We start from the raw sequence: 25,971 nt of genomic DNA, 5'->3' as shown, positions 1-25,971 counted from the left end.
GTTGGGGGTTCCCCCTGCGAGAGTAGGACGCCGCCAGGCTAATTAAAAAGACACAACATATGATTTCATTCATATATTGTGTCTTTTTTACGATTCCTCCTTTTAAAAAACAAGTTCCCATACTATCTATTTCAGTAAATTCCAATTTAACAATTCTTAAAACAAAGAAGTTAGTACATTCCGTTATGCAGTTTAACCTTAGAAAAGCTGTCAGTCCCCCCACTACTGAACAGCGTTAATGTGAAAGGCACATTGTTATATTTTTTAAAACATTATTCTGAATATAGTGTCATCTATGATATACTTGAGTAAAGAACTAGATGGATGAAGGGAATATAAATAATGCCAGAATATACCCCAATAAGTTGGCTGAAACCAAAAAATGATTTTGTCTTTAAATTAATCTTTGGTAGTGATAATAAGCGGTCCAGGGAATTATTGTTAGCTTTTCTGAATGATGCTTTAAATGTACCAGAAGGGCCAAGCTTTGAATCTGTAGAAATATTGAACCCCTTTTTTATTCAACAGAACGTTACTGATAAATATGCAATTTTGGATATAAAGGCGAGAGTTTTCGGGTATGGTTATTAATTTAATTGACTTTACATTTTTGCTTCGCATTCTTATCTTAGTTGTTATCGGTTAATGGAAGATTATACGCATGAGGCGTACGGCTATAACCCGCGATAATTTCCGATAATCCTCTCCTTTACCTAGTTGCTCTTCATACAACTTCGCACTATAGTATAAGAATCTTTTATCCAAGTTTTCTGATTGGTTAATTGCATTTCAACATTTACATAATGAAGCTAGAGAGAAAGCATTAAAAGATATGGTTTCTATACATGGTGATGGAGTAAGAGAAGGTAAGCAAGAAATTGCCAAAAAGATGCTTAAAAGGGGTATGGATATCGAGTTAATTATAGAAATAACAGAGCTTTCAAAAGAAGAGGTAAAAAGGTTAAAGGATGAGTTGAAAAACTAGAAAAGGCGCCAGTCTCCCGCTACTGTACGGTGTTAAAGCAGTGGGGGACAGGCGCCTTTACCCTGGGCGTTTTTTTTGCTTTATTCTCTAATCCATTTGCTTGAGAAAACCACTCCATTTCTTTATGATTTAAATAGTAGACGTAATTAAAGGAGATGGGAAACATGCTTCAAAAACTTACTTCAGGTAATCACGCACAACCGTTTCGAGGACCAATCTCCATTACTCGTGTCCGACCTAGTGATATTTACAGGGAAGAAATCGCTGACTCTGCTATTTGGGCCGTTAAGTTATATAGACCATGCTGTATTGAAAAAAGGCTTAACGATTAAAATGCATGAACATGTAAATGATGAAATTCTTAGCTATGTATGGCAGGGGAAGATGTATCATAAGGATTTAGCTGGATTTGAAAAACCGATATCAGCTGGGAATTTAATGATGATGAACGCCGGTTCCAGCTTCTGGCATGAAGAAAAGGTAAAAGAAGATTCTGTGGAGATGTTACAAATTTTCATTCGACCTTACAAAAAAGAGCTGGAGCCGATTATTCAATTCCATGATAAGCCAAAACGTAATAAAGACTGGTATCTCTTGGCGGGCCCGGTTGGCAGTGATACACCACTCCGTATTAGGCAAAATGTCTTTATACTGGATGCACATCCCAGAAAAGGGGAACGGTTCGAAATCCCTGTCTATGATGGCTATAAACCTTTCCTATATGTACTTAATGGAGAGATTCAAATTGACGACATAATGATTACAAAGCAGGAAGCACTCACAGACTTAGAAAACCCAATTCCGCCTGCTACTGCTAAAACAGATACAACGATTATCTTATTCTTCGTGGACATGAATGCAAAGGTGACCCTTGCAGGAACAATCAGTGGAAGGTAAATCAGAGGGGTTCCATTCTTTTGGATACATATTATTCTGGTTGAATATTATAAAGATCAAAAACTCGGGGGAATGTAACCTTCACGCATGGAAAATCAGCCTTTTCTCTTATTCATCTTATTCTAGTAAAATCGAAAAAGCATATTGCTAGACAACTAAAGGTCAATCTATGCCAAAGAAATGTTTCTCGCGCCAATCTATATTCTCATTACGGAGGTGACCAGATTTGTGGCATGAAATAAACGAATAGAATCATTTTCATGCCCTATTCATCATAGAAGACAGACATAAGAAAGGAATTTTATAATGAATCAGGAATTTTTATATATTATTGCAATTATAGCCCTCGGATATTTTTTAAAACGAATTCATGTATTACAGGAAAAAGATGGGGAAGTTATCGCGACGCTTATCTTTAAACTTACTCTTCCTGCATTGGTTCTTGTAACGTTCGATTCGGTGAAAATTGAAACATCATTAATCATGATACCAATTCTAGTCATCATTTATGGAATTGTTATATCAGTAATTGGACTAATTCTATTTAAAGATGAAGAAAGAGAGCTCAAAGGTTCCTTCTTAATGCTTGCTTCCGGATTCAATGTTGGTTTATTTGCCTTCCCACTCGTTTATGTCATCTGGGGAATGACTGGATTAACGTATTTTAGTATGTACGATGTCGGAGCATCCTTTACAACGTTTGGGATCGCCTATATTTTGGGAAGTTATTTTTCAAAAGAAGGATTGATCCTCAAGCCTATTGAGATTTTAAAAAAGCTGGGGAAATCTGTTCCATTAATGACTTATTTATTCGCTACCACTTTAAATTTCGCTCAAATTAGCTTGCCTGATGGAGTGATTAGTGTTGCGGACACAATATCACAGGCTAATATTCCGTTATCTTTATTGTTATTGGGACTGTATATGAATTTTAAATTTGATAGGAAATTACTGAAACCGGTTGTGAAGTTTTTAACGTATCGATATGGCTTTGGCTTACTCTTGGGATTAGCTTTATTCTTCCTTCTCCCATATGACGAGATGTTTCGCTATACGATTGTTATCGGCTTTTTACTTCCAGCAGCCACAGCCGTTGTAGCTTTTGCTGTAGAATTTAAATATAGCAGTACTGCAATCCGCTTAATAGCGACGATTTCTAATATATCGATTCTTATTGGTATCATTATTCTTTATTTGTTTGCGAATTTTATCATATAGGCATGAAATAAATGGAGGTTCTATTGAATCATTATCGATACAAGAAAAACCGAGCGAGACACGAACCCAAAACCGCGTGGCAAACAAAAGTAGGAATGAAAGCCCCCCACTAATTGAAGACTTACTAATATAGTTTAAGAGGAAAGACGGTTCTTCAGCTTCACTTGAAGCAGAAAGAACCGTCTCTTTGTTTTTACCTTAGAAAGGTATAAGATTTCCAGCAATGAAGGGCATTCGACGTAGCTAAAAGTTTAATGCCCTAAGTATTGGAAAAACTAGCCCATTCACTAAAGGACGAGCGAATGGGCTAGTTTCTTAACCCCAGATTAACACTCCACTAACATTCCCTACTTACTATTATTCTCTCAAAAACAAACACAAGTAAAATAATGTCAACAGGTTGTATTGCCAAATATATATTTTGATTTCATTGTATACAGCTACGATTGCGATGTAAACTAAGTAAGGCGAACTGATAATATTTTACTATATGGAAGGAGAACTATAATGGCTGAAAATAAAGGAATACGTGCCAAGGTACAACGCTTTGGTAGTTATTTAAGTGGCATGATTATGCCAAATATAGGTGCATTTATAGCATGGGGTATTATTACTGCATTATTTATTCCGGATGGATGGTTACCAAATGAAACGTTAGCAACATTAGTTGATCCGATGATTACTTATCTATTACCACTATTAATTGGTTTTACTGGTGGAAGAATTATTTATGACTTGCGTGGTGGGGTAATTGGTGCTACTGCAACCATGGGTGTGATTGTCGGAGCGGATATTCCGATGTTCTTAGGAGCCATGATCATGGGTCCTCTAGCAGGTTACTTGCTGAAGAAGGTTGACGAAGTATTTCAAGGAAAGATTAGACAAGGTTTTGAGATGCTTTACAATAACTTCTCATCTGGTATTTTAGGCGCATTGCTTGCGATTGCAGCGGTGCTGGGAATTGGTCCACTTGTAGAAGCATTAAACCGAGGATTAGCTGCAGGGGTTGAAATGATTATTGCTGCAGGTTTATTACCACTAGCAAACGTTATTATAGAACCAGCGAAAATATTATTCTTAAACAATGCAATTAATCATGGAATTTTAAGTCCTATTGGGGTTGAACAAGCTGCAGAAATGGGAAGGTCCATTCTGTTCTTACTGGAAGCAAACCCGGGACCTGGTCTTGGTATTTTACTAGCTTTTGCAGTATTTGGAAAAGGTGCCTCCAAAGCATCTGCACCAGGTGCGGCAATTATCCAGTCTTTAGGTGGTATTCATGAAATTTACTTCCCATATGTACTAATGAAACCAGCATTAATTCTTGCTGTAATTGCTGGTGGGGTAAGTGGTGTGTTCACATTCCAACTATTTGGTGCAGGTCTCGTTGCACCAGCATCACCTGGTAGTATCTTTGCTGTATTAGCAATGGCAGCACAAGGAAGTCATCTTGGCGTTATCTTAGGTTTTCTTGTCGCAACGGTTGTATCTTTCTTAGTTGCAGCAATTATTTTGAAAACAGGAAAAGCAGATGATGTAGACATTACGAAAGCTGCTGGAAAAATGGAAGAAATGAAAGGCAAGAAGAGTACGGTTACTGGAGTGTTAAACCAAGATCCAGTAGAAGCTAACCGTCCAGAAGCTGAAATAGAAAAACAGGATCAACAAGAGCAACAAGAAAAGAAAGCAGAAGATGTAGATAAAATTATCTTTGCATGTGATGCCGGTATGGGCTCCAGTGCGATGGGGGCATCCTTGTTAAAGAACAAATTTAAGAAAAATAATATTGACATTGATGTAACGAATAAAGCGATTAATGATTTACCAGATGATGTAGATATCGTTATTACACAGAAAGAATTAACAGAACGTGCGAAGACAAAAATTCCACAAGCAGAGCATATTTCTGTTGATAATTTCCTTAACAGCCCGAAATATGATGAACTAGTGGAACGTCTTACAAAATAAAGATATTCATTGCAAGGGGTAAATGGCATGTATATTACTGGACGGGAACGAAAAATCGTTGAGCAATTGCTAAATGCTCAAGAATATGTCACCGTAAAAGAATTAGCTTCATTGCTGGAAGTGAGCGAGAGAACCGTTCATCGGGATTTAAGTAAACTGGAAGACTTCCTCCAAGAGAATAACTTGAAATTGTCTAAACAGTCCGGACTAGGGGTAGCGATTCAAGGAAAACTGGAGGACAAGCAGCAACTTCAATTGGTGATTACCAATGAAGCTGTTACAGATTATACACCCGAAGAGCGAAAAGCCGTTCTTTTGTATACACTCCTGGAAATGAAAGAACCTGTCAAGCTATTTACCTTTGCTCATGAATTGCAGGTAACCAATGCTACCATTTCGAGTGATTTGGACCAATTGGAAGAAGAATTATCCTTCTTTGACCTTTCGATAGTTCGAAAAAAAGGACTAGGTATTTTAATTGAAGGAAAAGAAGAGCAAAAGCGAGCAGCACTCAGTAAATTAATAGCAAAGTTTATTGACCCATTTTCATTTATTGGTCAAGTAAAAGAGAACATAGAACATAAAAATAGGCAACAGGCGAAGACCATTTCCGAACGGTTATTGGGGTTAGTTAATCCAGAGAACGTTTCGGTTATTGAAAAGGAAGTGGAACGAGCTAGAAATGAGTTGCCCTATGAACTGGCTGACAGTGCTTATATCGGTCTGGTCGTACACCTTGCCCTGGCACTGGAACGATTGCGAAAAGGGGAACGAATTCAATTTGACCGTGCGTATTTAAAGAAGCTGGAAGGCATGAAGGAATATGATATTGCGAAGCGTATCATTCATAATTTGGAAAAACTCCTATCCATGGAAATACCGGATGATGAAATCGGGTATATTACGATGCATTTACTAGGTGCAAAGGTTCGGGTGCATCATCATCTCTTAGAGGATACTAGTTTGGATATCGCTTATAAAGCAAAGCAATTGATTAAATACGTAAGCAAGCAGATGAATGAAGATTTTACCAATAATAATAAGTTGTTACATGATTTGGTGGCCCATTTAAAGCCAGCAATTTTTCGCTTAAAACAACGTATGAATATTACAAACCCGATGATTAAAGAAATAAGACAAGATTATCAGGAATTTTTTGATATAGTTCGCCAAGGTACAAAAGAGGTCTTTCCGGAGATTGAGTTCCCTGATGATGAGATTGGTTATCTTGTTCTTCATTTTGCAGCAAGCATGCTACAAGATGAAAGAAAATCTAATTTAAAAGCGTTGGTTATTTGTTCTAGTGGGATTGGTACTTCCAAAATGCTCGCATCCAAACTCATACAAAAAATCCCGGAAATTAAGCGGGTAGAAAATAAATCCGTATTTGATTTACAAAAAGAAACCATTAAGGATTACGATCTTATCGTATCCACCATCCCTTTAGACCAATTTGATGGAAATTATATCTTAGCATCACCAATGCTAACTAATACGGAAACGAGACGGATACAAAAGGAAATCAGAAGAAAAGCACTTGTCCCGAAACAGCAAGAGGAAATGAAAGCAGAAGAAGATAGGGATATGATTGTACGGTTAGAATCCATTCAAAATTACTCAAAAGCAATGGTGGATTTGCTAAAAAACTTCCAAGTGAAGGAAGTTAACGGTATCCACTCCCTTCATGAAATACTTGAATCTGTCTGTATCGAATTGGAAGCTAGTAGGATAATAACGAACAAGGATGAGGTAGTAACCAAACTGATCAATCGGGAAAAGGCAGGGGGATTGGGTATACCGAATACATTTCTTGCCCTTTACCATACACGATCCACATATATTCAAACTCCATGTTTTATGATTCTATCATTATCCCATCCCATTGCGATACGAGGAATGGATGGAGAAGATACAAACGTGAGCCGATTATTACTCATGCTTGCTCCAGAAGAAACCTATTCCGAAGTACTGGAAGTTTTTAGTTACTTAAGTACTTTAATTATACAAGGACAAGAAACGATTACATTATTCGAAACAGAAAATGAGAAGAACATGAAACAATTTCTTTCTGAGAAATTTAATGTATTTATCAAAGAAAAAATCTAAATTAAGGAGTGTTTCAAAAATGGCAAAAGATATCTTAAGTAATGATAACATTCACCTGCATGTAAAACTGGATTCAAAAGAGGATGCAATTCGTTATACAGGAAAGATTCTTGTTGATGGTGGGTATGTGGAAGAATCCTATGTTGAAAAAATGCTGGAAAGAGAAGAAGTAACTTCTACTTATATGGGAAATAACCTGGCCATTCCTCATGGTACGGAAGAAGCGAAGAAAAATGTATTAGAAACAGGAATCGCTGTTGTTACCGTTCCAGAAGGCGTTGATTTCGGTGGTGGAAATATCGTTAAAGTTCTAATAGGTATTGCTGGAAAAGGAGATGAACATTTAGAAATTTTATCTAAAATTGCGATTATATGTTCCGAAGAAGCGAATATTGAAAAAATCGTAAATGCACAAACGAAGGAAGAAATTATTTCGCTTTTAGATGAGGTGAACTAAATGTTAGCAGTACACTTCGGTGCCGGTAATATTGGCCGCGGCTTTATCGGCGCCCTTTTATACCAAGCAAATTATCACACTACATTTGTTGATGTAAACGAACAAATCATCAATGAAATCAATCATAGGCAAGAATATCCTGTTGTTTTAGCAGCAGAAAACAGTGAAACCTTCACCGTAAAAAATGTTTCTGGAATTAATAGCATAACAGATCCTGACAAAGTGATGGAAGCTATTACAAAAGCTGATATTGTTACTACAGCTGTTGGGCCAAATGTTTTGGCAATTATCTCCGAATTGATTGCCAAAGGATTGAGGAAAAGAGCAAAGACAACGCATCAGAAGTTAAATCTGATTGCATGTGAAAATATGGTGGGCGGAAGCGAATTATTAAAAGAAAAAATTTACAGTCATCTATCTCAAGAAGAGCAAATAACATTTAATGAATTATATGGTTTTCCGAATGCGGCAGTAGACCGTATTGTACCAAACCAAAAAAATGAGGATCTGCTTGAAGTATCTGTTGAACCTTATTATGAGTGGGTTGTTGAAGAACCAGCGATTAAAGGGGAAAAACCAGAGATTGACGGTATTACCTATGTTAGCGAACTTGCACCATACATCGAACGCAAGCTATTTACTGTCAATACAGGTCATGCTGTTCCAGCTTATCTTGGACATTACATGGGATACGCAACCATCAATGAAGCAACGAAGGATACACATATTCAGGAAATTATTGAGGGAGCATTAACAGAGTCTGGGGAAGCTCTCATCCAAACGTATCAATTTGATCGTGATCAACACGAGGAATATATCCATAAAATCATTGAACGTTTTAAAAATCCGTATATTTCGGATGAGGTTACCCGCGTCGCTAGAGGTCCAATCCGTAAGTTAGGACCACGTGATCGCCTAATCCGTCCTGCAACCATGTATATGGATGTAACTGGAAAAGAACCAAAATATTTAGCAAAAGTTATCGCAGCAGCATTGGAATATAAATATGAACAGGACGAAGAGGCAGTAAAACTGCAGCAACTGGTATCTGAAAATGGATATGAAAAGGCAATTCAAACGGTAGCTGAACTGAATTCGAATCATCCATTGATTCAAACAGTAGTTAATGAATTAGAAGCGTTAAAATCATTAAGAGGTTAGTGGATAGTTTTAACCGGGGTTAACAGGATGAAGCCCCCCATTTAAGAAAAACAAAGAAACGGTTCTTTTGCTTCAATGAAGTAAAAGAACCGTTTCTGTTTTACAAATAAAGCGTCCACAAGGTTAAAACGTGCGATGTTATTCAAATGAGTGGGAATTACACGAAACCAATCGAACCCCAATCTCAATCGCGCGAGAAGTACTCTAAAACGAGTGGGCTCCAATACAGATCGCGCAACAAGTACTTCAAAACAATCCGAGCCGTAATCCAAATCGCTCGGGCCCTAATATTAATCGCGCGACAAGTATTTCAAAACGAGGCGGCACTAATCAACCGAGCGGCAATTTCTCCAAACCGAGCGGGCCCCAACCAAAAACCGTCCGACAAGCACTCCAAATCGCACGACAGCCAACCCAGCCCCACCTAACAACAAATTAGAAATAAAAACGGTTCTCCTGCTTCACCCTGAAGCAGGAGAACCGTCGTCATGTTTCAATCTATTCTTCTATATAAACCTCTTTTAACTGCAATAATTGTGTAGGTAATTGTGAAAGGTTTTTCACTTCGTCACGTACACCTAATAGATATTCTTGATGAAGAAGATATGCAAACGGTGCAAGCTCAACAAGTTTTTCCTGTGCTTGGCTGTAAAGCTCCTTACGTGCTTCAGGGTCTGCAGTTTGTCTTGCTTCATCTAGATACTTATCTAATTCTTCATCCACTGTAAATGTGCGGTTACCTGGTGTTCCAAGGTTGTCTGAGTGGAATAATGGATATAGGCCGTTATCTGCGTCACCTGTTACGGTTGTCCAACCGAATACCATCATTTCGTGTTCGCCATTTGCCGTTTGGTCTAACATGGCACCCCATTCAAGGATTTCAACTTCCAGGTCAATTCCGATTTCAGCAAGCTGTGCTTGAACATTTGTAGCTGTATCGACACGCTGGCGGTCATCATTTGTCCAAATGGTTGCAGAGAAGCCATCTTCATAGCCTGCTTCTGCTAATAAGTTTTTCGCTTCTTCGACATTGTATTCCAGGCCATTTAACGTTTCATCATGTCCGAAGATTCCTGGTGCTAATGGGCCGTTTGCTGGAATACCAGCGCCATCATAGATTCCGTTAATGATTTGCTCTTTATCAATCGCCATGGAAATTGCCTGACGTACACGGACATCATCAAATGGCTCTTTATCCATGTTAAACCCGATATATGCTAAGGATGAACTTTCCTGTCTTTGAACGTGCATTCCATCTGTACCTTCCACTTGTGCCACATCAGATGGGCTAAGTGGAGTTGTGATATGTGCATTTCCTGTAGTTAACTCGGAAATACGGGTAAGATCTTCAGGAACGACATTAAATGTTACAGAGTCAAGCAATGCAGGTTCATCCCAGTAATTTTCGTTATTTACTAGTGTCACGGATTGACCGTTTTTCCATTCTTCAAAAATGAATGGGCCGGTACCGACTGGGTTTGCATTAATAACTGATCCTGGCTGCTCTCCACTTTCAATAGCTGCATAGTCTTCTTCAATCAGTTCTTTTGAAATCATTTGCCCACCTGGATGTGCTAAATGGGCTGGCAGTGGTGCAAATGGATACTCTGTAATAAATCGTACGGTATAATCATCCACCACTTGAACTTCTGTTACCATGTTATACATAAATAGGACAGCTGCACCAATTTCAGGGTCAAGGATACGTTCGATATTTGCTTTTACTACTTCTGCATTGAATTCAGTTCCATCATGGAAAGTAACCCCTTCACGAAGTTTAAATTCCCATGTCGTTTCATCAATTTGCTCCCAGCTCTCAGCAAGGCTAGGTTGAAGCTCCATGTTCTCATCTTGGGTTACTAAATTGTCATAAATATTGATTCTTACGTTTGCAGATGGTGTATCATTTGTCATATGTGGATCTAATGACACTGCATCAGAATCGGTAGCAATAATTAAATCTCCACCTTGATCTCCACTTTCACTTGGCGTTTCCCCACCACTAGCTGATGAAGAATCTTCTTCTGGTTCACTTGCACATGCAGCAAGGAACACACTTAGTACGAATGCTAAAACCATTAATAACCATTTTTTGTTTGTTTTCATGGTGTGTAATCTCCTTTTTCTAATTTAAAATAACATTCTTTTCTTAAGCTTTACTGTTCTTTCATCCCCGTAGTTGATATAAAGTCTGACATAAGGTGCTTCGTTGATTTCCGCTCCGGGCAGTCACGCACCTTAGGGCACGGCCTCAGCCTCCTCGCGGAAAACCCACCGGAAACCGAAGTGTATTTCTGGAGCGGGTATTAGAGAAGTATCACACGTCGGACTCTATAGATATTGTGAAAAGAACAGTCATTTAGAAAACAGCTTAAAATAAAAAGCTTGATTGTTCATCTAGGCTAAAAATAAATGCCTGCATTAAATCTCTTGTTGCAACAAGGTCAGTGATGCTAATCATTTCCACTGGGGAATGGGTGTAACGGGATGGAATGGATAAGACACCAGTTGGCAATCCTGTATTTGCCAGGGCAACGGCTCCACCATCCGTAGCAATTCCTGGAAAAACCTCTAATTGGTAGGGGATGTTTGCTTTTTCAGCTACTTTTTTTAAGGCATCTTTGATTGTTTTTTGGACAATTAAACTAAAATCCATTACCTTAATTCCTGTCCCAGCACCAAGGAATAAGCTTTGGTCCATTGTTTCTTCTGGTGTATCACTGACTGCGGTTGTATCCACAGCAATGGCGATATCTACGTTTTCCAAAGCATTCATTGCAGCTTGTGCTCCTCTTAGTCCAACCTCTTCCTGAACGGTAAAAAGAAAGACGAGTTCACCGGCAAATTCCTTATCCTTAAGATTATTCAGCACTGATAAGAGAACCGCACATCCGGCACGATCATCCAGTGCTTTTCCGACGATCATCTGCTTATCCTCTTTTCCAATTACCTTCGTTTCGGTTGCCCAAGTGACGGGTGTACCGACCTCGACACCCATCTCGATGGCATCTTGTTTGGAGGAAGCGCCGATATCTATGTACAGATTGGAATGAGGGCGAACCTTTTTCGGGTCATCGAATTTAAGGAAATGTGTAGAAATTGTCCCTATGATACCGTCCAAATCTTGTTTGGAACCGAGCACTTTGACAGGTTGAGCCAGAAGATTCCGGTCGTCATGGCCACCGAGTTTTTCAAAACGAAGCAATCCATTATTCTCTATCTTTTTCACAATGAATCCAACTTCGTCCATATGTGCGGTGAGTAATGTCACAGGTCCAGGCTTTGTTCCTTTTTTTCTGGCAATCACGTTACCCATCGAATCTACTTTAACGGTATCGGCTTTTTCTTTGACATAATCGCGGATAAAGTAGGTGACGTTCTGTTCATATCCAGATGGACCGTGTAACTCACTAAGCTGTTTGACAAGGTTGTTGAGCACCACATTTCCTCCTTAAATGTTCCATAAATTATCCTAAAAAAACACAACTATTGTCATTTTCCGACAATTGACTATTATTTTATACTAAATAGAATATGAAAACAATCCTTTTTTTAGATTCATAGATTTATATAAGACGAAGGGGGAGAAAATCCCCGGATCGTCAAACCTTTAAGCCATTGGCTGTAATGATTCTGCTTCGAATTTTTCCATATGATGACAGGCAGCTTGATGGTCAAGATTGTTTTCATCTGTACTGCGAAGTTCCGGTGCTTCTGTTCTGCATAATTCTGTAGCAAATGGACAGCGTGTGTGAAATCTGCAGCCTTTAGGCGGATCAATTGGTGAAGGGACATCCCCCTTTAAAATGATTCGCTCTTTCTTTTTATCGACATCGGTACTAGGAATGGCAGATAAAAGTGACTTTGTATAAGGATGCTTCGGATTTTCAAACAGTGATTTCTTATCGCCAATTTCCACGATTTTTCCTAAATACATGACAATGATTCGGTCGGAAATATGACGGACAACCCCAAGGTCGTGGGAAATAAACAAGTATGTCAACTTAAATTCACGTTGTAATTTTTTTAAAAGATTTAAGACCTGCGCTTGAATGGACACATCCAATGCGGACACCGCTTCATCGGCAATAATCAGTTTAGGATTGACGGATAGGGCACGAGCAATTCCAATTCGTTGTCTTTGTCCACCACTAAATTCATGTGGCAGCCGGTCTGCCTGGTGTGCGCCGAGTCCGACCGTTTCGAGCAATTCGATTACTTTGTCATTACGCTGTTCTTTTGGCCATACATTTTGGATTTCCATTGCCTCGGTTAAAATTTGCCTTACAGTATGTCTTGGGTTAATCGAAGCATATGGATCCTGAAAAATAATTTGCAGGTTTTTCCGCATCTGGTTCATTTCTTTTTTGTTGAGGGATAATAAGTCAGTCCCATCAAATTCCACGCTTCCGGAAGTTGGTTCATCGAGGCGGAGGATGGCTCGTCCCGTTGTGGATTTTCCGCAGCCGGATTCTCCAACAATACTTAAGGTTTCCCCTTCATAAACGGTGAAGGAGACGTCATCCACTGCTTTGACATGATTGACGGTTCTCCCGAAGAATCCGCCTTTTATTGGAAAATACTGTTTTAAGTTTTTCACGTTCAGAAGTTCTTTTTGCTTATCCATGGACAGTCACCTCCCTGTCTTTTACCCCGTCCCATTCATCGGTGTGCATCCAGCAGCGGATTTGATTTCCATTTTCATCGGTTTGTAGCTCTGGCATTTTCGTTTTACATAATTCGGTTGCAAACGGACAGCGGGGAGCAAATCGGCATCCGGTTGGCATTTCTGCAGGGCTTGGAACCGCGCCTTTAATGACTTCCAAATCTCCCTCGATATCCTGATCGTGGGGTGGAATGGACTTCATTAACCCAATCGTATACGGATGTTTCGGTTCTTTAAATAATGTTTTGACGTCTGCGTATTCCACAACTTGCCCACAGTACATGACGGCAACGACATCACAGGATTCTGCTACGACTCCCAAGTCATGGGTAATTAAAAGGACCCCCATTCCCAGTTGCTCCTGCAGGTTTTTGATTAAATCTAGGATTTGCGCTTGAATGGTCACATCCAGTGCTGTCGTTGGTTCATCGGCAATTAATAGATTTGGATTGCAGGCAAGGGCAATTGCAATCATGACCCGCTGTCTCATTCCACCTGATAGCTCATAGGGATACTGTTTTACTCGTTTTTTAGGGGAAGGAATACCGACTAATTCCAGCATTTCAACTGACTTTTTTAATGCTTCTTTCTTGGAAAGTCCCTGGTGGATCCGGAATGATTCTCCAATCTGTTCCCCAATGGTTAAGGTTGGATTTAGAGAAGTCATCGGTTCCTGAAAAATCATCGAAATTTCATTGCCGCGGATGTTTCGCATTTCGGATTCTTTTTTCTTAAGCAAGTTTTCCCCTTTAAAAAGAATTTCTCCGCCAACGATTTTTCCAGGTTCTTCGATTAATCTCAGGATGGACAGGGACGTAATGCTTTTCCCTGATCCGGATTCCCCGACAACGCCGAGTGTTTTTTGCTTTGGAATCGTAAAACTGACACCGTCCACTGCTTTTAATTCGAGGTCCTTTGTGAAAAAGGAGGTTTGTAAGTTTTTTATTTCCAGTATATTTTCATAAGAATTAGGTTTTCCCATTATGCATTTTCCTCTCTAAGTAACGATTGGTAGCCTAATCTAAGTCAATTCGTTTATTTAAAAATTTGTACGCAATGTCGACAAGTAAATTTACAAATACGAACAGTAGTGCAGTGACTAATATCGTACCTTGTACAACAGGGAAGTCTCTTGCACTGATGGAGTCAATAACAAGGCGTCCCATCCCATTAATGGCAAATACGGTTTCCGTTAATACCGCACCACCGAGCAGACCACCGAATTGCAGGCCAACGACGGTAACTACCGGTATTAAGGCATTTTTTAGGGCATGACGGTAAATGACAATCCGTTCTTTTACCCCTTTTGCCCGAGCGGTCCGGATATAATCCTGCCCAATGACATCGAGCATGCTGGAACGGGTCATACGGGCGATAATCGCTGCACTCCCGGTTCCTAACGTAATGACCGGTAGCACGATTTGACTAAAGCTTCCCCAGCCGGATGGTTTAAACCAGCTCGTATTTTCCAGAAACGGGATCCAGCTTGGCAGGTCCATTCCGATGGCAAACCATTGAATAAGCATGAGTCCGAGCCAGAAATTCGGCATGGATAAGCCGAAAAGGGCAACAATCATGATTCCTGTATCTGCAAAGGAGTTTCTTTTCGTAGCGGAAATGACTCCGGCGATAATTCCGATAAACACAGCTAAAATGGTGCTGTAAAAGGCTAGTTCCACTGTAACCCAAAACCGTGAACCAATTTCATCTCCTACGTCACGACCACTCCGGATTGAATTTCCTAAATCCCCTTGGACAACATTGGATACGTACGTAAAATATTGAACAGGCAATGGGTCATTTAAGCCTAATCGTTCCCGTAAATTGTCCACCTGTTCCTGTGGTGCACTTTCTCCAGCCATAATTTGTGCCGGGTCACCTGGAACTAAATGCATCATGCTAAAAACTAATATCGAAACCCCGATTAACACGGGAATAGTTTGTAGTATTCTTCTTACTATATATTGAATCAATGCGAATCACCTCTATTAATCTTTTGTCTTCGGATCAAAGACATCTCTTAGTCCATCCCCAAGTATATTAAAAGCTAGTACGACGATGACGATAGCAATTCCCGGGAATAATGCTACATGTGGTGCATTGTACAGGAAGTTACGCCCATCACTTAACATCGCTCCCCATTCCGGTGTCGGCGGCTGAGCCCCTAAACCAAGAAATGATAGACCACTAGCTGATAGAATAGCAGTTGCTATGCTCAGTGTTGCTTGTACGATCAGTGGGGAAGTGACGTTAGGGAAAATATGCTTAAAGATAATTCTCCTGTCACTAGCCCCTAATGCTCGCATTGCATCAATATATTCTAGTTTTTTAACGGATAAAGTGGAACTTCTTACAATTCTAGCAAAAATAGGAATCGAGGAAATCGCCACAGCTATGATTACATTGACTAGACTTCCTCCTAGTACACTAACAATGGCGAGTGCTAATAGAATACCAGGGAAGGCGAGTAATACATCCATGGTTCGCATGATAATGCTGTCTGTCCGCTTGCCATAATAACCGGAGATAATTCCTAGAAAAACCCCAACTGTCGCTCCTAAAGCAACAGACGAAAAACCTACTATTAATGTAAGGCCAGTACCATGAATGAGCCGGCTAAAGATATCCCTACCGAAGTTATCCGTTCCCAGCCAATGTTCACTGGACGGAGGCTGAAGCTTGTTCACCATATCTTGTGTATTGGGAGAATATGGTGTAAATAACGGGCCGAAGATGGTGACAAATATAAAAAACAGAATCAACCCTCCGCCAATAACTGCCGATTTATTCGTTCTAAGCTTGTAGAAAATATCGTTCCATCTCTTAGAACGAGCACTATTGGAAGGACTTGTTTGATTATTGTCCATACTATGTAATGGTTCCATCATGCTGTCACACCTTTTCAAAAAATATGAATTGATTGTATCATAAATTGTCGAAATATAGAAGGAGGGAAGCATGGGGGAGGTTGAAGGGCAGAGCCGGGCACACGAACCAAGCGGGAGCAAGTTAAATCGATCGAGAGTGACACGAATCGATCGAGATGCAAGTTAAAACGATCGAGAGCGAAGTAGACTTTTTCTGAAATCAGGTTCGGAGCGGACATTTTCTTCAGTATTTCATAGCTATTGCATAAACTCAAATTCAGACTTATGATTAGTATGACTGGAAACAGAGGCTAGGTACCCTGCTTCCACAATATCAAATGGAAGCAGAAGAACTGTCTCTATGCATCCGAAGAATTTGAAGAAAGTGGGTTATTGAGTAGTTATGGTGAAAAATGTTTATACCATCGGAGAGGCACTTATTGATTTTATTCCTCATGAAATTGGGGTGCCGATTCATGAGGTGGTCAGTTTTAAAAAGATGCCAGGTGGGGCTCCGGCTAATGTGGCAGCTGCGGTTGCAAAGTTAGGCGGGAAGAGCAGTTTCATTGGGCAGGTTGGTGAGGATCATTTTGGCTATTTCCTAAAGGATACTTTGGCGGAAACTGGTGTGGATGTCACTTACATGTTTCATACGAAGGAAGCAAATACGGCTTTAGCGTTTGTCGCACTAAAGGAAGACGGGGAAAGGGAATTTGTTTTTTACCGTAAACCAAGTGCAGATATGCTGCTTCACATAGAAGATGTAAAGGAAATCCAATTCAAAAAAGATGATATGTTACATTTCTGTTCTGTAGATTTAATTGAGGCAGATGTAAAGTATGCACATGAAGAAGCGATTCGAAATATAAAGGAAGCACAAGGGTTGGTATTTTTTGATCCGAATGTGAGAAAGAATTTATGGGAAGACTTGAATGCTTATCAAAAAACAATCCAAAGCTTCTTACCATATGCGGATGTGCTAAAGATAAGCGAGGATGAATTATCGTTTATTACCGGGATAGAAAATGAAGAAGAAGCCATTCAGTCCCTGCTTCAGGAACCAAATGAATTGTTGATTTTGACAAAAGGGAAAGATGGAGTAAGCTTCTATACGAAAAATGAAAAAGTAGATGTCCCAGGATTCAGCGTGAAGGCAATCGATACAACCGGTGCTGGAGATTCGTTTATCGGAGCTTTTCTATATCAATTTTCAATGATGGAAAAAGCAATCGCGGAACTCACAGCGGACGAGCTATTGGAGATGGGGCGATTTGCCAATGCGGTTGCGGCACTGGTTACGACGAGTGAAGGGGCTATTCATGCGTTGCCAACGAAGGAAGATGTCAAGGAATTTTTGAAGCAGCAGTAGGAAGCGGAGCGGGCTGAAATTGGAAGCAGAAAAATCGTCCCTATGCTTCATTGGAGGGAAGAGTGTTGATAACGATTAAGCATATTGCGAAGATGGCTAGGGTTTCGAGGTCTACGGTGTCCAGGGTGTTGAACAATTCTGGTTATGTGAGTGAAGAGGCTCGAAAACGGGTGGAAAAGGTAATCGAGGATACTGGTTATGCCCCAAGTGAACAGGCCAAATCATTAAGGACGAAGAAGACAAAGGTTATTGGGGTTATTTTGCCGACGATTCAAACAGAAACTCCGAGCAGAATTGTCACTGGATTGGGCAGGGAATTATCCAAGCATGGTTATCAAATTCTGCTGGCTAATACAGACCATAATATAGAGAAGGAAATGGAAAATCTGGACTTGCTGAAAGTACGTCAGGTCGATGGAATAGTTTTGATTGCAACGAATACAGAACCTGAACTATTAAAGAAGCTTGAAGAGATGGACATTCCGCTAGTCATTGTAGGACAGGAAGCAGATGGTATGATGCATGTCAGCTATGACGATTACCATGCAGCAAGGGAGCTTACGAGATTTTTTATGGAAAAGGGCCATGAGAAGATTGCTTTTATTGGTGTCGATGAAACCGATAGAGCAGTGGGTTATTTGCGTAAAAAAGGATTTTTGGATGAGATGCGTGAGCAAGGTTTGCCAGTAGAAAAGGAATGGATACAGAAAGGGATTTTTGATATCGAATCTGGTTATGAGGCCATGAATCGAGTGGTGGAAACTTCGGAAGTACGTCCGACAGCTACTTTCGCAGTGACAGACAGATTAGCGATTGGGGCGATGAAATATTTGAAAGAGCAGGGACTCCATGTTCCAGCGGATATGGCAATTGCAGGCATCGGTGCTTCGGAAATGGCTCAGTATGTCGATCCTCCTTTAACAACGGTAGACTACCAGAATGAGCGCGCAGGTGAAAAAGCAGCCCAACAAATTTTAGCGAAAATTGATTCCAGGCCTTTCCAGGAAAAAATTATTTTAGACTATAGACTAATCGTTCGAGATAGTGTATGATGTTATTGAAATCGATACCATAAATATTTTCATTGTGTGGAATCGATTCCACGGAAACAGAATAATAAAGGTGGCTATTGGAGTCATCTATTTATTTTCTAAAATGTGGAATCGATACCACAATGGTTTCATACGCTAAAGTATATTTCCTTTTTAATGACAAAGAATAAAAAGGAAAAATTAAATATGTGCAATATGGAATCGATTCCATAAAAGATAGGAGAGTGAGTAGCATGTCAGAAAATAAAAAGATAGCAAAAGAGCTGATTGATGCTATCGGTGGAACGGATAATATCGAGTCTGTTACACACTGTGCGACAAGATTACGATTTATTATTCAGGACGAGGAAAAGGTAGATAAAAAGCAAGTAGAAGAAATTGATAAAGTGAAGGGTGCGTTCTTTAATTCTGGTCAATACCAGGTTATTTTTGGAACGGGCACAGTCAATCGCATTTATGAAGAGGTAGAAAAGTTTGATTTGAACACGGCATCCAAAGCGGAACAATCGAAGGAAGCTGCTAAGAAGGGAAATAAATTACAGCGGGCAATTCGTACATTTGGAGATGTCTTTGTACCGATTATTCCGGTCCTTGTTGCAACCGGTTTATTTATGGGTCTCCGTGGATTGTTAGTACAGGAGCAAATCCTGGCCTTGTTCGGTTTAACACCAGATGATATTTCAAGCAATTTCTTATTATATACAGAAATATTAACAGATACAGCATTTATCTTTTTACCAGCATTGATTGCCTGGTCGACCTTCCGCGTGTTTGGAGGGACACCAATTATTGGTATAGTCCTCGGTTTAATGCTCGTTAGTCCGGCACTACCTAATGCCTGGGGTGTAGCATCTGGTGCGGAACCATTATATTTCTTTGGATTTATTCCTGTTGTAGGTTATCAAGGTGCCGTATTGCCAGCCTTTATCGCGGGTATTATAGGTGCGAAGCTGGAAAGGGCGATTCGAAAACGCGTACCGGATGCATTGGATCTCATTTTAACACCGTTTTTAACGTTATTAGTGATGAGTATTGCTGCATTATTCGTTATTGGACCTATCTTCCATGTGGTTGAAAACTATATTTTAGATGCAGCACTATTTGTGTTAGGCTTACCATTTGGTTTAGCCGGTATTGTCCTCGGTTTCTTTAATCAGGTCATTGTGATCACAGGGGTTCATCATATCTTTAACTTGCTTGAGGTTCAGTTACTTGAAAATCTGGGTAATAACCCGTATAACGCCATTATTACTGCGTCTGTTGCAGCCCAAGGTGGAGCGGCGCTTGCAGTTGGGTTAAAAACAAAGAGTAAGAAGCTAAAAGCGTTGGCAATGCCATCTTCTCTATCCGCCTTTTTAGGAATTACCGAACCAGCTATTTTCGGGGTTAACCTTCGTTATGGAAAGCCGTTCTTAATGGCACTAGTCGGTGGGGCTGCAGGTGGATTTCTTGCATCGATTTTGAACCTGGCTGGTACAGGGATGGCGATTACGGTTATTCCGGGAACGTTATTATATTTGAATGAGCAAATCCTTCTTTACATTTTAGTGAACCTTGTAGCCATTGCGGTTGCATTTGTTTTAACATGGATGTTTGGTTATTCCGATAAGGATATGGAAAAAGTAAAAGGGAACTAAGTAAGGAGATTTTTATGAAACAATCATCAAAAGACATGCATCAGCAGGCATATGAACGCATGAAGGAGTATAAACAGACGGTTGCAAGCGATCCGTATCGCTTGCATTACCATGTCATGCCACCGGTTGGATTATTAAATGATCCCAATGGGTTTGTTTATTATAAAAATCAGTATCATCTTTTTTATCAATGGAATCCATTTGCCGCGGAGCATGGTGCGAAATTCTGGGGACATTATATTTCCGATGACCTTGTACACTGGAAGGTGGCTCCCATCGCATTGGCACCTGACGAGTGGTATGATAAAAATGGCTGTTATTCGGGAAGTGCAGTCGTTCATGAAGACAAAATGTATGTATTTTATACAGGGAATGTAAAAGATACAGATGGAAACCGGGAATCCTACCAATGTTTGGCCATCTCGGAGGACGGTATCCATTTTGAAAAAAAGGGTCCTGTCATTCATGTTCCAGATGGATATACCGCGCATTTCCGTGATCCGAAAGTGTTTTGCGAAAATAATCACTGGTATATGGTACTGGGAGCTCAGACAGAAGCGGAAACAGGGGAGGCAGTAATGTATACATCCCTGGATCTGGAAAATTGGAGTTTTCAGGGAACACTTGCCGGAAGCGGGCATCATGGACTTGGTGATTTTGGTTATATGTGGGAGTGCCCGGATTTGTTTTCATTAGATGGTAAGGATATTTTACTGGTCTGCCCCCAAGGCCTGGATCCAGAAGGGTTTAAGTATCAAAATGTCTTCCAATCGGGCTATTTTGCCGGAAAATTCGATGATGATTCTGGTGCTTTTCAACATGGTGAGTTTGTGGAGTTGGATCGTGGATTTGACTTTTATGCCCCGCAGACAACAGAGGATGCAAAAGGAAGAAGGCTGTTGTTTGGGTGGATGGGAAATGCCGAGGAAGATGGTGCCACCCAGCCAACCGTGAAACATGAATGGATTCATGCGATGACATTACCAAGGGAGCTTGAGTGGAAGGATGGCCGCTTACTGCAACATCCAGTAGAAGAACTTCGTAAATTGCGAGAAGATGAAGTGAAGCATGAGGATGTTGTGGTGGTGGGTCAAGACGTGAAGCTTGAAGGTGTCGCAGGAAATGTGTTTGAGTTGGAATTGAAGGTAAAAGAGTGGAATGCTGCTTGGTTGAATCTTCAGATTGGGGATTCCAGAATTCAATACGATCAAAGTTCTGAAACGTTCACTTTTGAGCGAAGAAGTTTTTCAGAGGAACGTTCGTTGGAGAGCAGACATTGTGTTTTGAAGGAGTTAACATCCGTTCGAATTTTCAAGGATACGTCTTCTGTGGAAATTTTCATCAACGGTGGGAAAGAAGTATTTTCCTCCCGTGTGTTTGACGGAGCGGATGCGAATGAAGTTGCCTTTTCTGCGGATAGGGATGGAAAAGTTGTGCTCGATGTAAGAAAATGGAATGTAAAGCGGGTTACTGACTATTAGAATGGGAATGGAGGTACGATGATGTTTGGAAAATTATTTAAGAAAAAAGAGGAAAATGTAGCGGACGTTTCGCTTGCTGCACCTGTAAACGGAGAATTGGTCGCATTGGAAGATGTGCCGGATCCTGTATTTGCGCAAAAAATGATGGGTGACGGGGTAGCCGTGGACCCTGCAGACGGAGTAATTGTGTCACCGGTTGACGGGAAAGTTGTTCAAGTATTTCCAACGAAGCATGCGGTAGGAATTCTGGCTGCCAATGGAGCAGAAATATTAATCCATATTGGCTTGGAAACGGTGAGCCTGGATGGAGAAGGATTTACTGCCCATGTTGGTGAGGGAGATAAGGTGAAACAAGGAGATAAACTCATTGAGTTTGACATGGACATCATCCGCGAAAAAGCGAAAAGTACGGTTACTCCAGTGATTATCACCAATACCGATGATATGAGCGAAATAAAAGTAAAAGAAAAGCAGAAGGTAACTGCAGGACAGGATGAAATTATATTTGTAAGGAAATAGAAAGCAAGGTTGGAAGCATGAGAAGCATGGGGCGGTTCTCGTGCTTCCTTTTTTTGCTTTTTTGGGGCGAAAGGTGGGAGAAGGCTGAAATATTGGAGCGAAGGCTGAATGGAGCGAAGGCTGAATTAATGGAGCGAAGGCTGAAATAATGGAGCGAAGGCTGAAATAATGGAGCGAATGCTGAATTAATGGATTGAATGCTGAATTAATGGATTGAATGCTGAATTAATGGAATGAAAGCTGAATTAATGGATTGAATGCTGAACTCTTCCAAACTTATAATGAAATCTAGTAAATATATTTTTAAGGAGGAGAAACGTTGAAATCAAAAGTTCTGATGATTATTTTCGGTAGTGTTGTTACTCTGGGAATCTTTTCACTTGTACTGGCACCATCTGGACTGGCTGCAGAAAAGGGAAGAGAAGTGAATGTTCTTTATTTTAATGATGCGCATGAGATTAGTCCTGTAGTAAATGAATATGGGAATCGTGGGGAAGTCGCACGATTGAAGACGGCTATTGACATGGTGAAAGAAGAAAATAAACATACGGTGGTCACATTTGGAGGAGATCTTGGTGGTGGGACTTTATTTGGTGGTGTTTTCAAAGGCTTTCCGATGGTAGAGGCCTTTAATAAAATTCCGATAGATTTAGCAAGTTTTGGCCAGCATGATTTTGATTTTGGTTCAGAGGTTACGGAAGAATTAGTGGAACAATCTGACTTCCAGTGGATTTCTTCTAATTTAACGGATACTGAAGGGAATCCGTTCGCCGATGTTCCGCGGTATTATGTTGAGAATTTGCAGGGGATTAAAATCGGATTTATCGGTTTAACGGACGGAATGGGTACCACTACTCAGGATGGAAAGGTAATCCAGCAGGACATCATTGAATCAGCACAAGCAGCGGTTGATTTATTGGAAGAAAACGAAAATACGGATATCATCATCGCATTAACACAGCAGCCACAAGAAAATAATATGGCATTATTGGATGCGGTGCCGGAAATTGATGCTATATTATCAGAAGAAATGTATGAGGCTAAGTCTACCATTTATAACCATAATGGAAAATATATTATGACACCAGAAGGTAATATGGGATCCGTTATCCAATTAAAGGTGGTTAAACATAAACAGGATGTAACCTTCTTTCCAGAGGTGATTCGGGTAAATGGAGAGGTGGAAGAAGATCCAGAGTTAAAAGAGCTGGAAGATTATTATGAAGCAAAGCTTTCTGAAATGATGGATGAAACTATAGCAGAGCTGCGAACTGACCTCGTTTATGGAGAAAATCATGAAAGCAGATTTCAGGAAACGAATATTGGAAATTTCATAGCAGATAGTTTTATGACCTATTATAATGCAGATATCGGCTTTATGAATGGCGGCGGAATCCGTTCCAGTGTGGAAGCAGGTGATTTCACATTAAGAGATGCGTATTCCATTCTTCCATTTGGAAATAAAGTCATGCTCGTTGAATTAACTGGAGAAACGATTGCAAAAGCGCTTGAAAATGGTGTATCCAATGTAGAAAGTTTAAGTGGAAGATTCCTTCAAGTCTCGGGTATTTCCTATACTTATGATTCGAGGGAACTGGTTGGGGAAAGAGTGCAGTCTATTCTTATTGATGGCGCCCCGATAGATTTCGAACAAACTTATAGGGTTGCATTGCCCAACTTTATGTATTTTGGTGGTGATGGTTACGATATGTTGGCGGATGCTGAAGTAATGGTGGATGACAATAGTGCACGTACTGATGTAGAGGTATTGATAGAGTATGTGGAAGAACTAGGCGTTATTGAGCCATTTGTTGAGGGTAGAATTCAAGTTTTACCTTGAAGCGTGGGGATGGATCTTTTGCTTCCAAATGATTAGTTTGGAAGCAAAAGATCCACACATTTGAAAATGATTAATTATCCCTGTACAGCATTCTCTACTACTACTTTAGAAGAAACCAAATCAACTGTATTTGCAATGGTATCCCCAACTGGACAATGGTTTTCAATAAATTCTTTATATGCTGCAATTTTTTCTTCTGGGGCATCTGTTTCTATATGAAATGTATAGCGAATTTCTGAAAAACCTGGTCGTACATCTGATTTCCCTAAAAATCCGTCGAGGTCAATATCTCCTTCTAATTCCACCCAGAAGTTTTGCGGGTTAATTTCAAATTTTTTCGCGTACGTTCTAGCTACAATAGATTGGCAGGCACCTAAAGCGGAAAGAAGCAACTCAACCGGATTCATCCCTTTATCTGTTCCCCCGAGATTTTCTGGTTCGTCCACAATAACCTTATGTCCTCTAGCCTCTGTTTCTACTAATAAGTTTTCTTTCAAAAATGTCTTTGCACTAACTGTCGTTACAGCCATGTAATATCTCTCCTTTTTTATAAAATCAAAAAACCCTTCTCTGAAAATGAGAAGGGTTCACAAAACATGGGTTGGGCTCTACAGCGTTTTGTTCGCACCTTCTCATCTTCGGAATCTTACTGTTATTCCTCTGAAATTGGCACCGTGTTCAAGTGAAGATTTATTTCACTGAACTGGTTGCCGAGAGTTCACAGGGTCAGCCCCTCCCTCTCTCTTGATAAGAAGTAATAATTCATATTATTTTTATAGGATTTATATAATATATTATCAGATAATATGTAATAGTCAACAAAAACTTTCAGAATAATTATTCGGGAGTACAGCTAAAAATAAACCGAGCTCTGGGATTAATTCAGTAAGTATTGGTAGAAAAAATCGATTGGGCATGATAGTCAAAACTCGATCGGAATAGGCTAAAATTGAGCGTTGGGGTACTGAAACCAAGCAAGGCTGAATGTAATTCGAGCGTCAGGTGATTGCAATCGAGCGAGAGGGGATTTAAATCAATCGGCAAATCGCCAAATCGAGCGAAAGGGGGACACATACCGATCGACAGGTGAACGCAATCAAGCGAGAGCGAAGTTATATCGCTCAACATATAAGCATAATACTAATCCCCAGAGTGAATAGTATCAGCAGAAAAGGAAGCAAACTGTCGAATTAAAATGAAGTAGCGAGCCCTTCATTGCCAACCTTCCAAATTAAAAGTAACCTATCCCAAAAATACATTAAAAAAAGAAAAAACGGCCCTTTCGCTTCCATTAATTAATAAAGCGAAAGAACCGTCTCTATACTTTCCATGTTAAGCAGGCTTCCTAGTCCATATCCAACCTAGTAAGCCGGATAATAGCAGAATTACGCCAATACCGATTATGCTAAACATATTGGTTGCTGTGTCTGGTAATTTATCTCCAAGTACGGAACCATTATTGTTACCTGTGCTCGATTTTTCTGCTTGATTTCCTTCTGATTTAGAGGAGACCTTTGCACCTGCACCGCCAGCTTCTCCATCCGAACTATCTTTCTCCACTATTATCATTTTCGATTCGTCACCACTTCCTGGTACTTCAAAAATGCCGTACGCACTAAAATGATGGACTTCTGCAACGATTTTTCCGGTATTCTTATCATAGCTAAGAATACCTTCCTTGGAGTCTGTGACATTTCCCTCATCATCAATATGACGAAGCACTAAGTCATTCCAATTTTTCACCTTAT

The 25,971-nt window shown here is 40.1% G+C and carries 24 protein-coding genes and 1 riboswitch; of the genes, 15 read left to right on the top strand and 9 right to left on the bottom strand.

Annotation, left to right across the window (positions count from 1 at the left end; all coding sequences use genetic code 11):
• Positions 1-342: 342 nt before the first annotated feature.
• Positions 343-591 carry a PD-(D/E)XK nuclease family transposase gene (locus tag GMJ66_RS15990; protein WP_156291317.1) on the top strand — a complete coding sequence of 83 codons (249 nt, stop codon included), beginning with the start codon at positions 343-345 and terminating at the stop codon, positions 589-591.
• Between the two features lie 51 nt (positions 592-642).
• Here GMJ66_RS15990 and GMJ66_RS21245 read toward each other — a convergent pair whose 3' ends face one another.
• On the bottom strand, positions 643-765 hold the full coding sequence (locus GMJ66_RS21245; RefSeq protein ID WP_197046736.1) for a PD-(D/E)XK nuclease family transposase: 123 nt from the start codon (positions 763-765) through the stop codon (positions 643-645).
• 67 nt (positions 766-832) lie between these two features.
• Here GMJ66_RS21245 and GMJ66_RS15980 point away from each other — a divergent pair, with 67 nt between their 5' ends.
• From GMJ66_RS15980 to GMJ66_RS15945, 8 genes are all read left to right on the top strand, one after another.
• Positions 833-985 carry a hypothetical protein gene (locus GMJ66_RS15980; protein WP_156291316.1) on the top strand — a complete coding sequence of 51 codons (153 nt, stop codon included), beginning with the start codon at positions 833-835 and terminating at the stop codon, positions 983-985.
• A 164-nt stretch (positions 986-1,149) separates the two neighbouring features.
• Positions 1,150-1,317, top strand: coding sequence for a hypothetical protein (locus tag GMJ66_RS15975; protein WP_156291315.1), 168 nt, complete (start codon positions 1,150-1,152; stop codon positions 1,315-1,317).
• Between the two features lies 1 nt (position 1,318).
• Positions 1,319-1,882, top strand: coding sequence for a pirin family protein (locus GMJ66_RS15970; protein ID WP_156291314.1), 564 nt, complete (start codon positions 1,319-1,321; stop codon positions 1,880-1,882).
• 306 nt (positions 1,883-2,188) lie between these two features.
• Positions 2,189-3,100 (top strand): AEC family transporter, encoded by a 912-nt coding sequence (locus GMJ66_RS15965; protein WP_156291313.1) that lies wholly within the window; start codon positions 2,189-2,191, stop codon positions 3,098-3,100.
• Between the two features lie 507 nt (positions 3,101-3,607).
• Complete coding sequence (locus GMJ66_RS15960) at positions 3,608-5,068, top strand: PTS mannitol transporter subunit IICB (RefSeq protein ID WP_156291312.1); 1,461 nt, start codon at positions 3,608-3,610, stop codon at positions 5,066-5,068.
• A 27-nt stretch (positions 5,069-5,095) separates the two neighbouring features.
• Positions 5,096-7,174 (top strand): BglG family transcription antiterminator, encoded by a 2,079-nt coding sequence (locus tag GMJ66_RS15955; protein WP_156291311.1) that lies wholly within the window; start codon positions 5,096-5,098, stop codon positions 7,172-7,174.
• Between the two features lie 19 nt (positions 7,175-7,193).
• Positions 7,194-7,631, top strand: a complete 438-nt coding sequence (locus GMJ66_RS15950; RefSeq protein ID WP_156291310.1) for a PTS sugar transporter subunit IIA — start codon at positions 7,194-7,196, stop codon at positions 7,629-7,631.
• Positions 7,632-8,792 carry a mannitol-1-phosphate 5-dehydrogenase gene (locus tag GMJ66_RS15945; RefSeq protein ID WP_156291309.1) on the top strand — a complete coding sequence of 387 codons (1,161 nt, stop codon included), beginning with the start codon at positions 7,632-7,634 and terminating at the stop codon, positions 8,790-8,792.
• A gap of 498 nt (positions 8,793-9,290) precedes the next feature.
• On the opposite strand, the gene GMJ66_RS15940 is transcribed toward GMJ66_RS15945, so the two are convergent.
• From GMJ66_RS15940 to nikC, 6 genes are all read right to left on the bottom strand, one after another.
• Positions 9,291-10,898 carry a glutathione ABC transporter substrate-binding protein gene (locus GMJ66_RS15940; protein ID WP_156291308.1) on the bottom strand — a complete coding sequence of 536 codons (1,608 nt, stop codon included), beginning with the start codon at positions 10,896-10,898 and terminating at the stop codon, positions 9,291-9,293.
• 265 nt (positions 10,899-11,163) lie between these two features.
• Positions 11,164-12,231, bottom strand: coding sequence for a M42 family metallopeptidase (locus GMJ66_RS15935; protein WP_156291307.1), 1,068 nt, complete (start codon positions 12,229-12,231; stop codon positions 11,164-11,166).
• Between the two features lie 171 nt (positions 12,232-12,402).
• Entirely contained in the window at positions 12,403-13,419 is a 1,017-nt protein-coding gene (locus tag GMJ66_RS15930; protein ID WP_156291306.1) for an ABC transporter ATP-binding protein, read from the bottom strand.
• Positions 13,412-14,440: an ABC transporter ATP-binding protein gene (locus tag GMJ66_RS15925; protein ID WP_156291305.1), complete on the bottom strand. Its 1,029-nt coding sequence runs from the start codon at positions 14,438-14,440 to the stop codon at positions 13,412-13,414. Before GMJ66_RS15925 ends, GMJ66_RS15930 begins: the two co-directional genes overlap by 8 nt.
• Positions 14,441-14,474: 34 nt before the next feature.
• A complete protein-coding gene (locus GMJ66_RS15920) occupies positions 14,475-15,431 on the bottom strand; it encodes an ABC transporter permease (protein WP_156291304.1) in 957 nt (318 codons plus the stop codon).
• A 15-nt stretch (positions 15,432-15,446) separates the two neighbouring features.
• Positions 15,447-16,346: a nickel transporter permease gene (gene nikC / locus GMJ66_RS15915; RefSeq protein WP_156291303.1), complete on the bottom strand. Its 900-nt coding sequence runs from the start codon at positions 16,344-16,346 to the stop codon at positions 15,447-15,449.
• A gap of 385 nt (positions 16,347-16,731) precedes the next feature.
• Between nikC and GMJ66_RS15910 the strand changes: the two genes are divergently transcribed.
• The 6 genes from GMJ66_RS15910 (at position 16,732) to GMJ66_RS15885 (ending at position 24,223) form a co-directional block, all read left to right on the top strand.
• Positions 16,732-17,694, top strand: a complete 963-nt coding sequence (locus tag GMJ66_RS15910) for a carbohydrate kinase family protein (RefSeq protein ID WP_156291302.1) — start codon at positions 16,732-16,734, stop codon at positions 17,692-17,694.
• Positions 17,695-17,759: 65 nt separating this feature from the next.
• Positions 17,760-18,746 carry a LacI family DNA-binding transcriptional regulator gene (locus GMJ66_RS15905; RefSeq protein ID WP_156291301.1) on the top strand — a complete coding sequence of 329 codons (987 nt, stop codon included), beginning with the start codon at positions 17,760-17,762 and terminating at the stop codon, positions 18,744-18,746.
• A gap of 233 nt (positions 18,747-18,979) precedes the next feature.
• The gene (locus GMJ66_RS15900; protein WP_156291300.1) at positions 18,980-20,383 is read left to right on the top strand and encodes a sucrose-specific PTS transporter subunit IIBC; all 1,404 of its coding nucleotides are present in this window, start codon (positions 18,980-18,982) and stop codon (positions 20,381-20,383) included.
• A gap of 14 nt (positions 20,384-20,397) precedes the next feature.
• Complete coding sequence (locus GMJ66_RS15895; RefSeq protein ID WP_156291299.1) at positions 20,398-21,864, top strand: glycoside hydrolase family 32 protein; 1,467 nt, start codon at positions 20,398-20,400, stop codon at positions 21,862-21,864.
• Between the two features lie 21 nt (positions 21,865-21,885).
• Positions 21,886-22,383, top strand: coding sequence for a PTS sugar transporter subunit IIA (locus GMJ66_RS15890; protein ID WP_156291298.1), 498 nt, complete (start codon positions 21,886-21,888; stop codon positions 22,381-22,383).
• A 319-nt stretch (positions 22,384-22,702) separates the two neighbouring features.
• Positions 22,703-24,223 carry a bifunctional metallophosphatase/5'-nucleotidase gene (locus GMJ66_RS15885; protein WP_156291297.1) on the top strand — a complete coding sequence of 507 codons (1,521 nt, stop codon included), beginning with the start codon at positions 22,703-22,705 and terminating at the stop codon, positions 24,221-24,223.
• Positions 24,224-24,297: 74 nt separating this feature from the next.
• Here the strand turns inward: GMJ66_RS15885 and GMJ66_RS15880 are convergent, their stop codons facing one another.
• The gene (locus GMJ66_RS15880; RefSeq protein ID WP_156291296.1) at positions 24,298-24,753 is read right to left on the bottom strand and encodes an OsmC family protein; all 456 of its coding nucleotides are present in this window, start codon (positions 24,751-24,753) and stop codon (positions 24,298-24,300) included.
• A gap of 99 nt (positions 24,754-24,852) precedes the next feature.
• A riboswitch (SAM riboswitch) is annotated at positions 24,853-24,977 on the bottom strand.
• 578 nt (positions 24,978-25,555) lie between these two features.
• On the bottom strand, positions 25,556-25,945 hold the full coding sequence (locus GMJ66_RS15875; protein WP_197046735.1) for an LPXTG cell wall anchor domain-containing protein: 390 nt from the start codon (positions 25,943-25,945) through the stop codon (positions 25,556-25,558).
• Between the last annotated feature and the right edge of the window lie 26 nt (positions 25,946-25,971).

It is taken from the genome of Oceanobacillus salinisoli (assembly GCF_009733865.1).
GTDB lineage: Bacteria > Bacillota > Bacilli > Bacillales > Amphibacillaceae > Oceanobacillus > Oceanobacillus salinisoli.
This window is presented reverse-complemented; position numbering and strand designations above follow the sequence as displayed.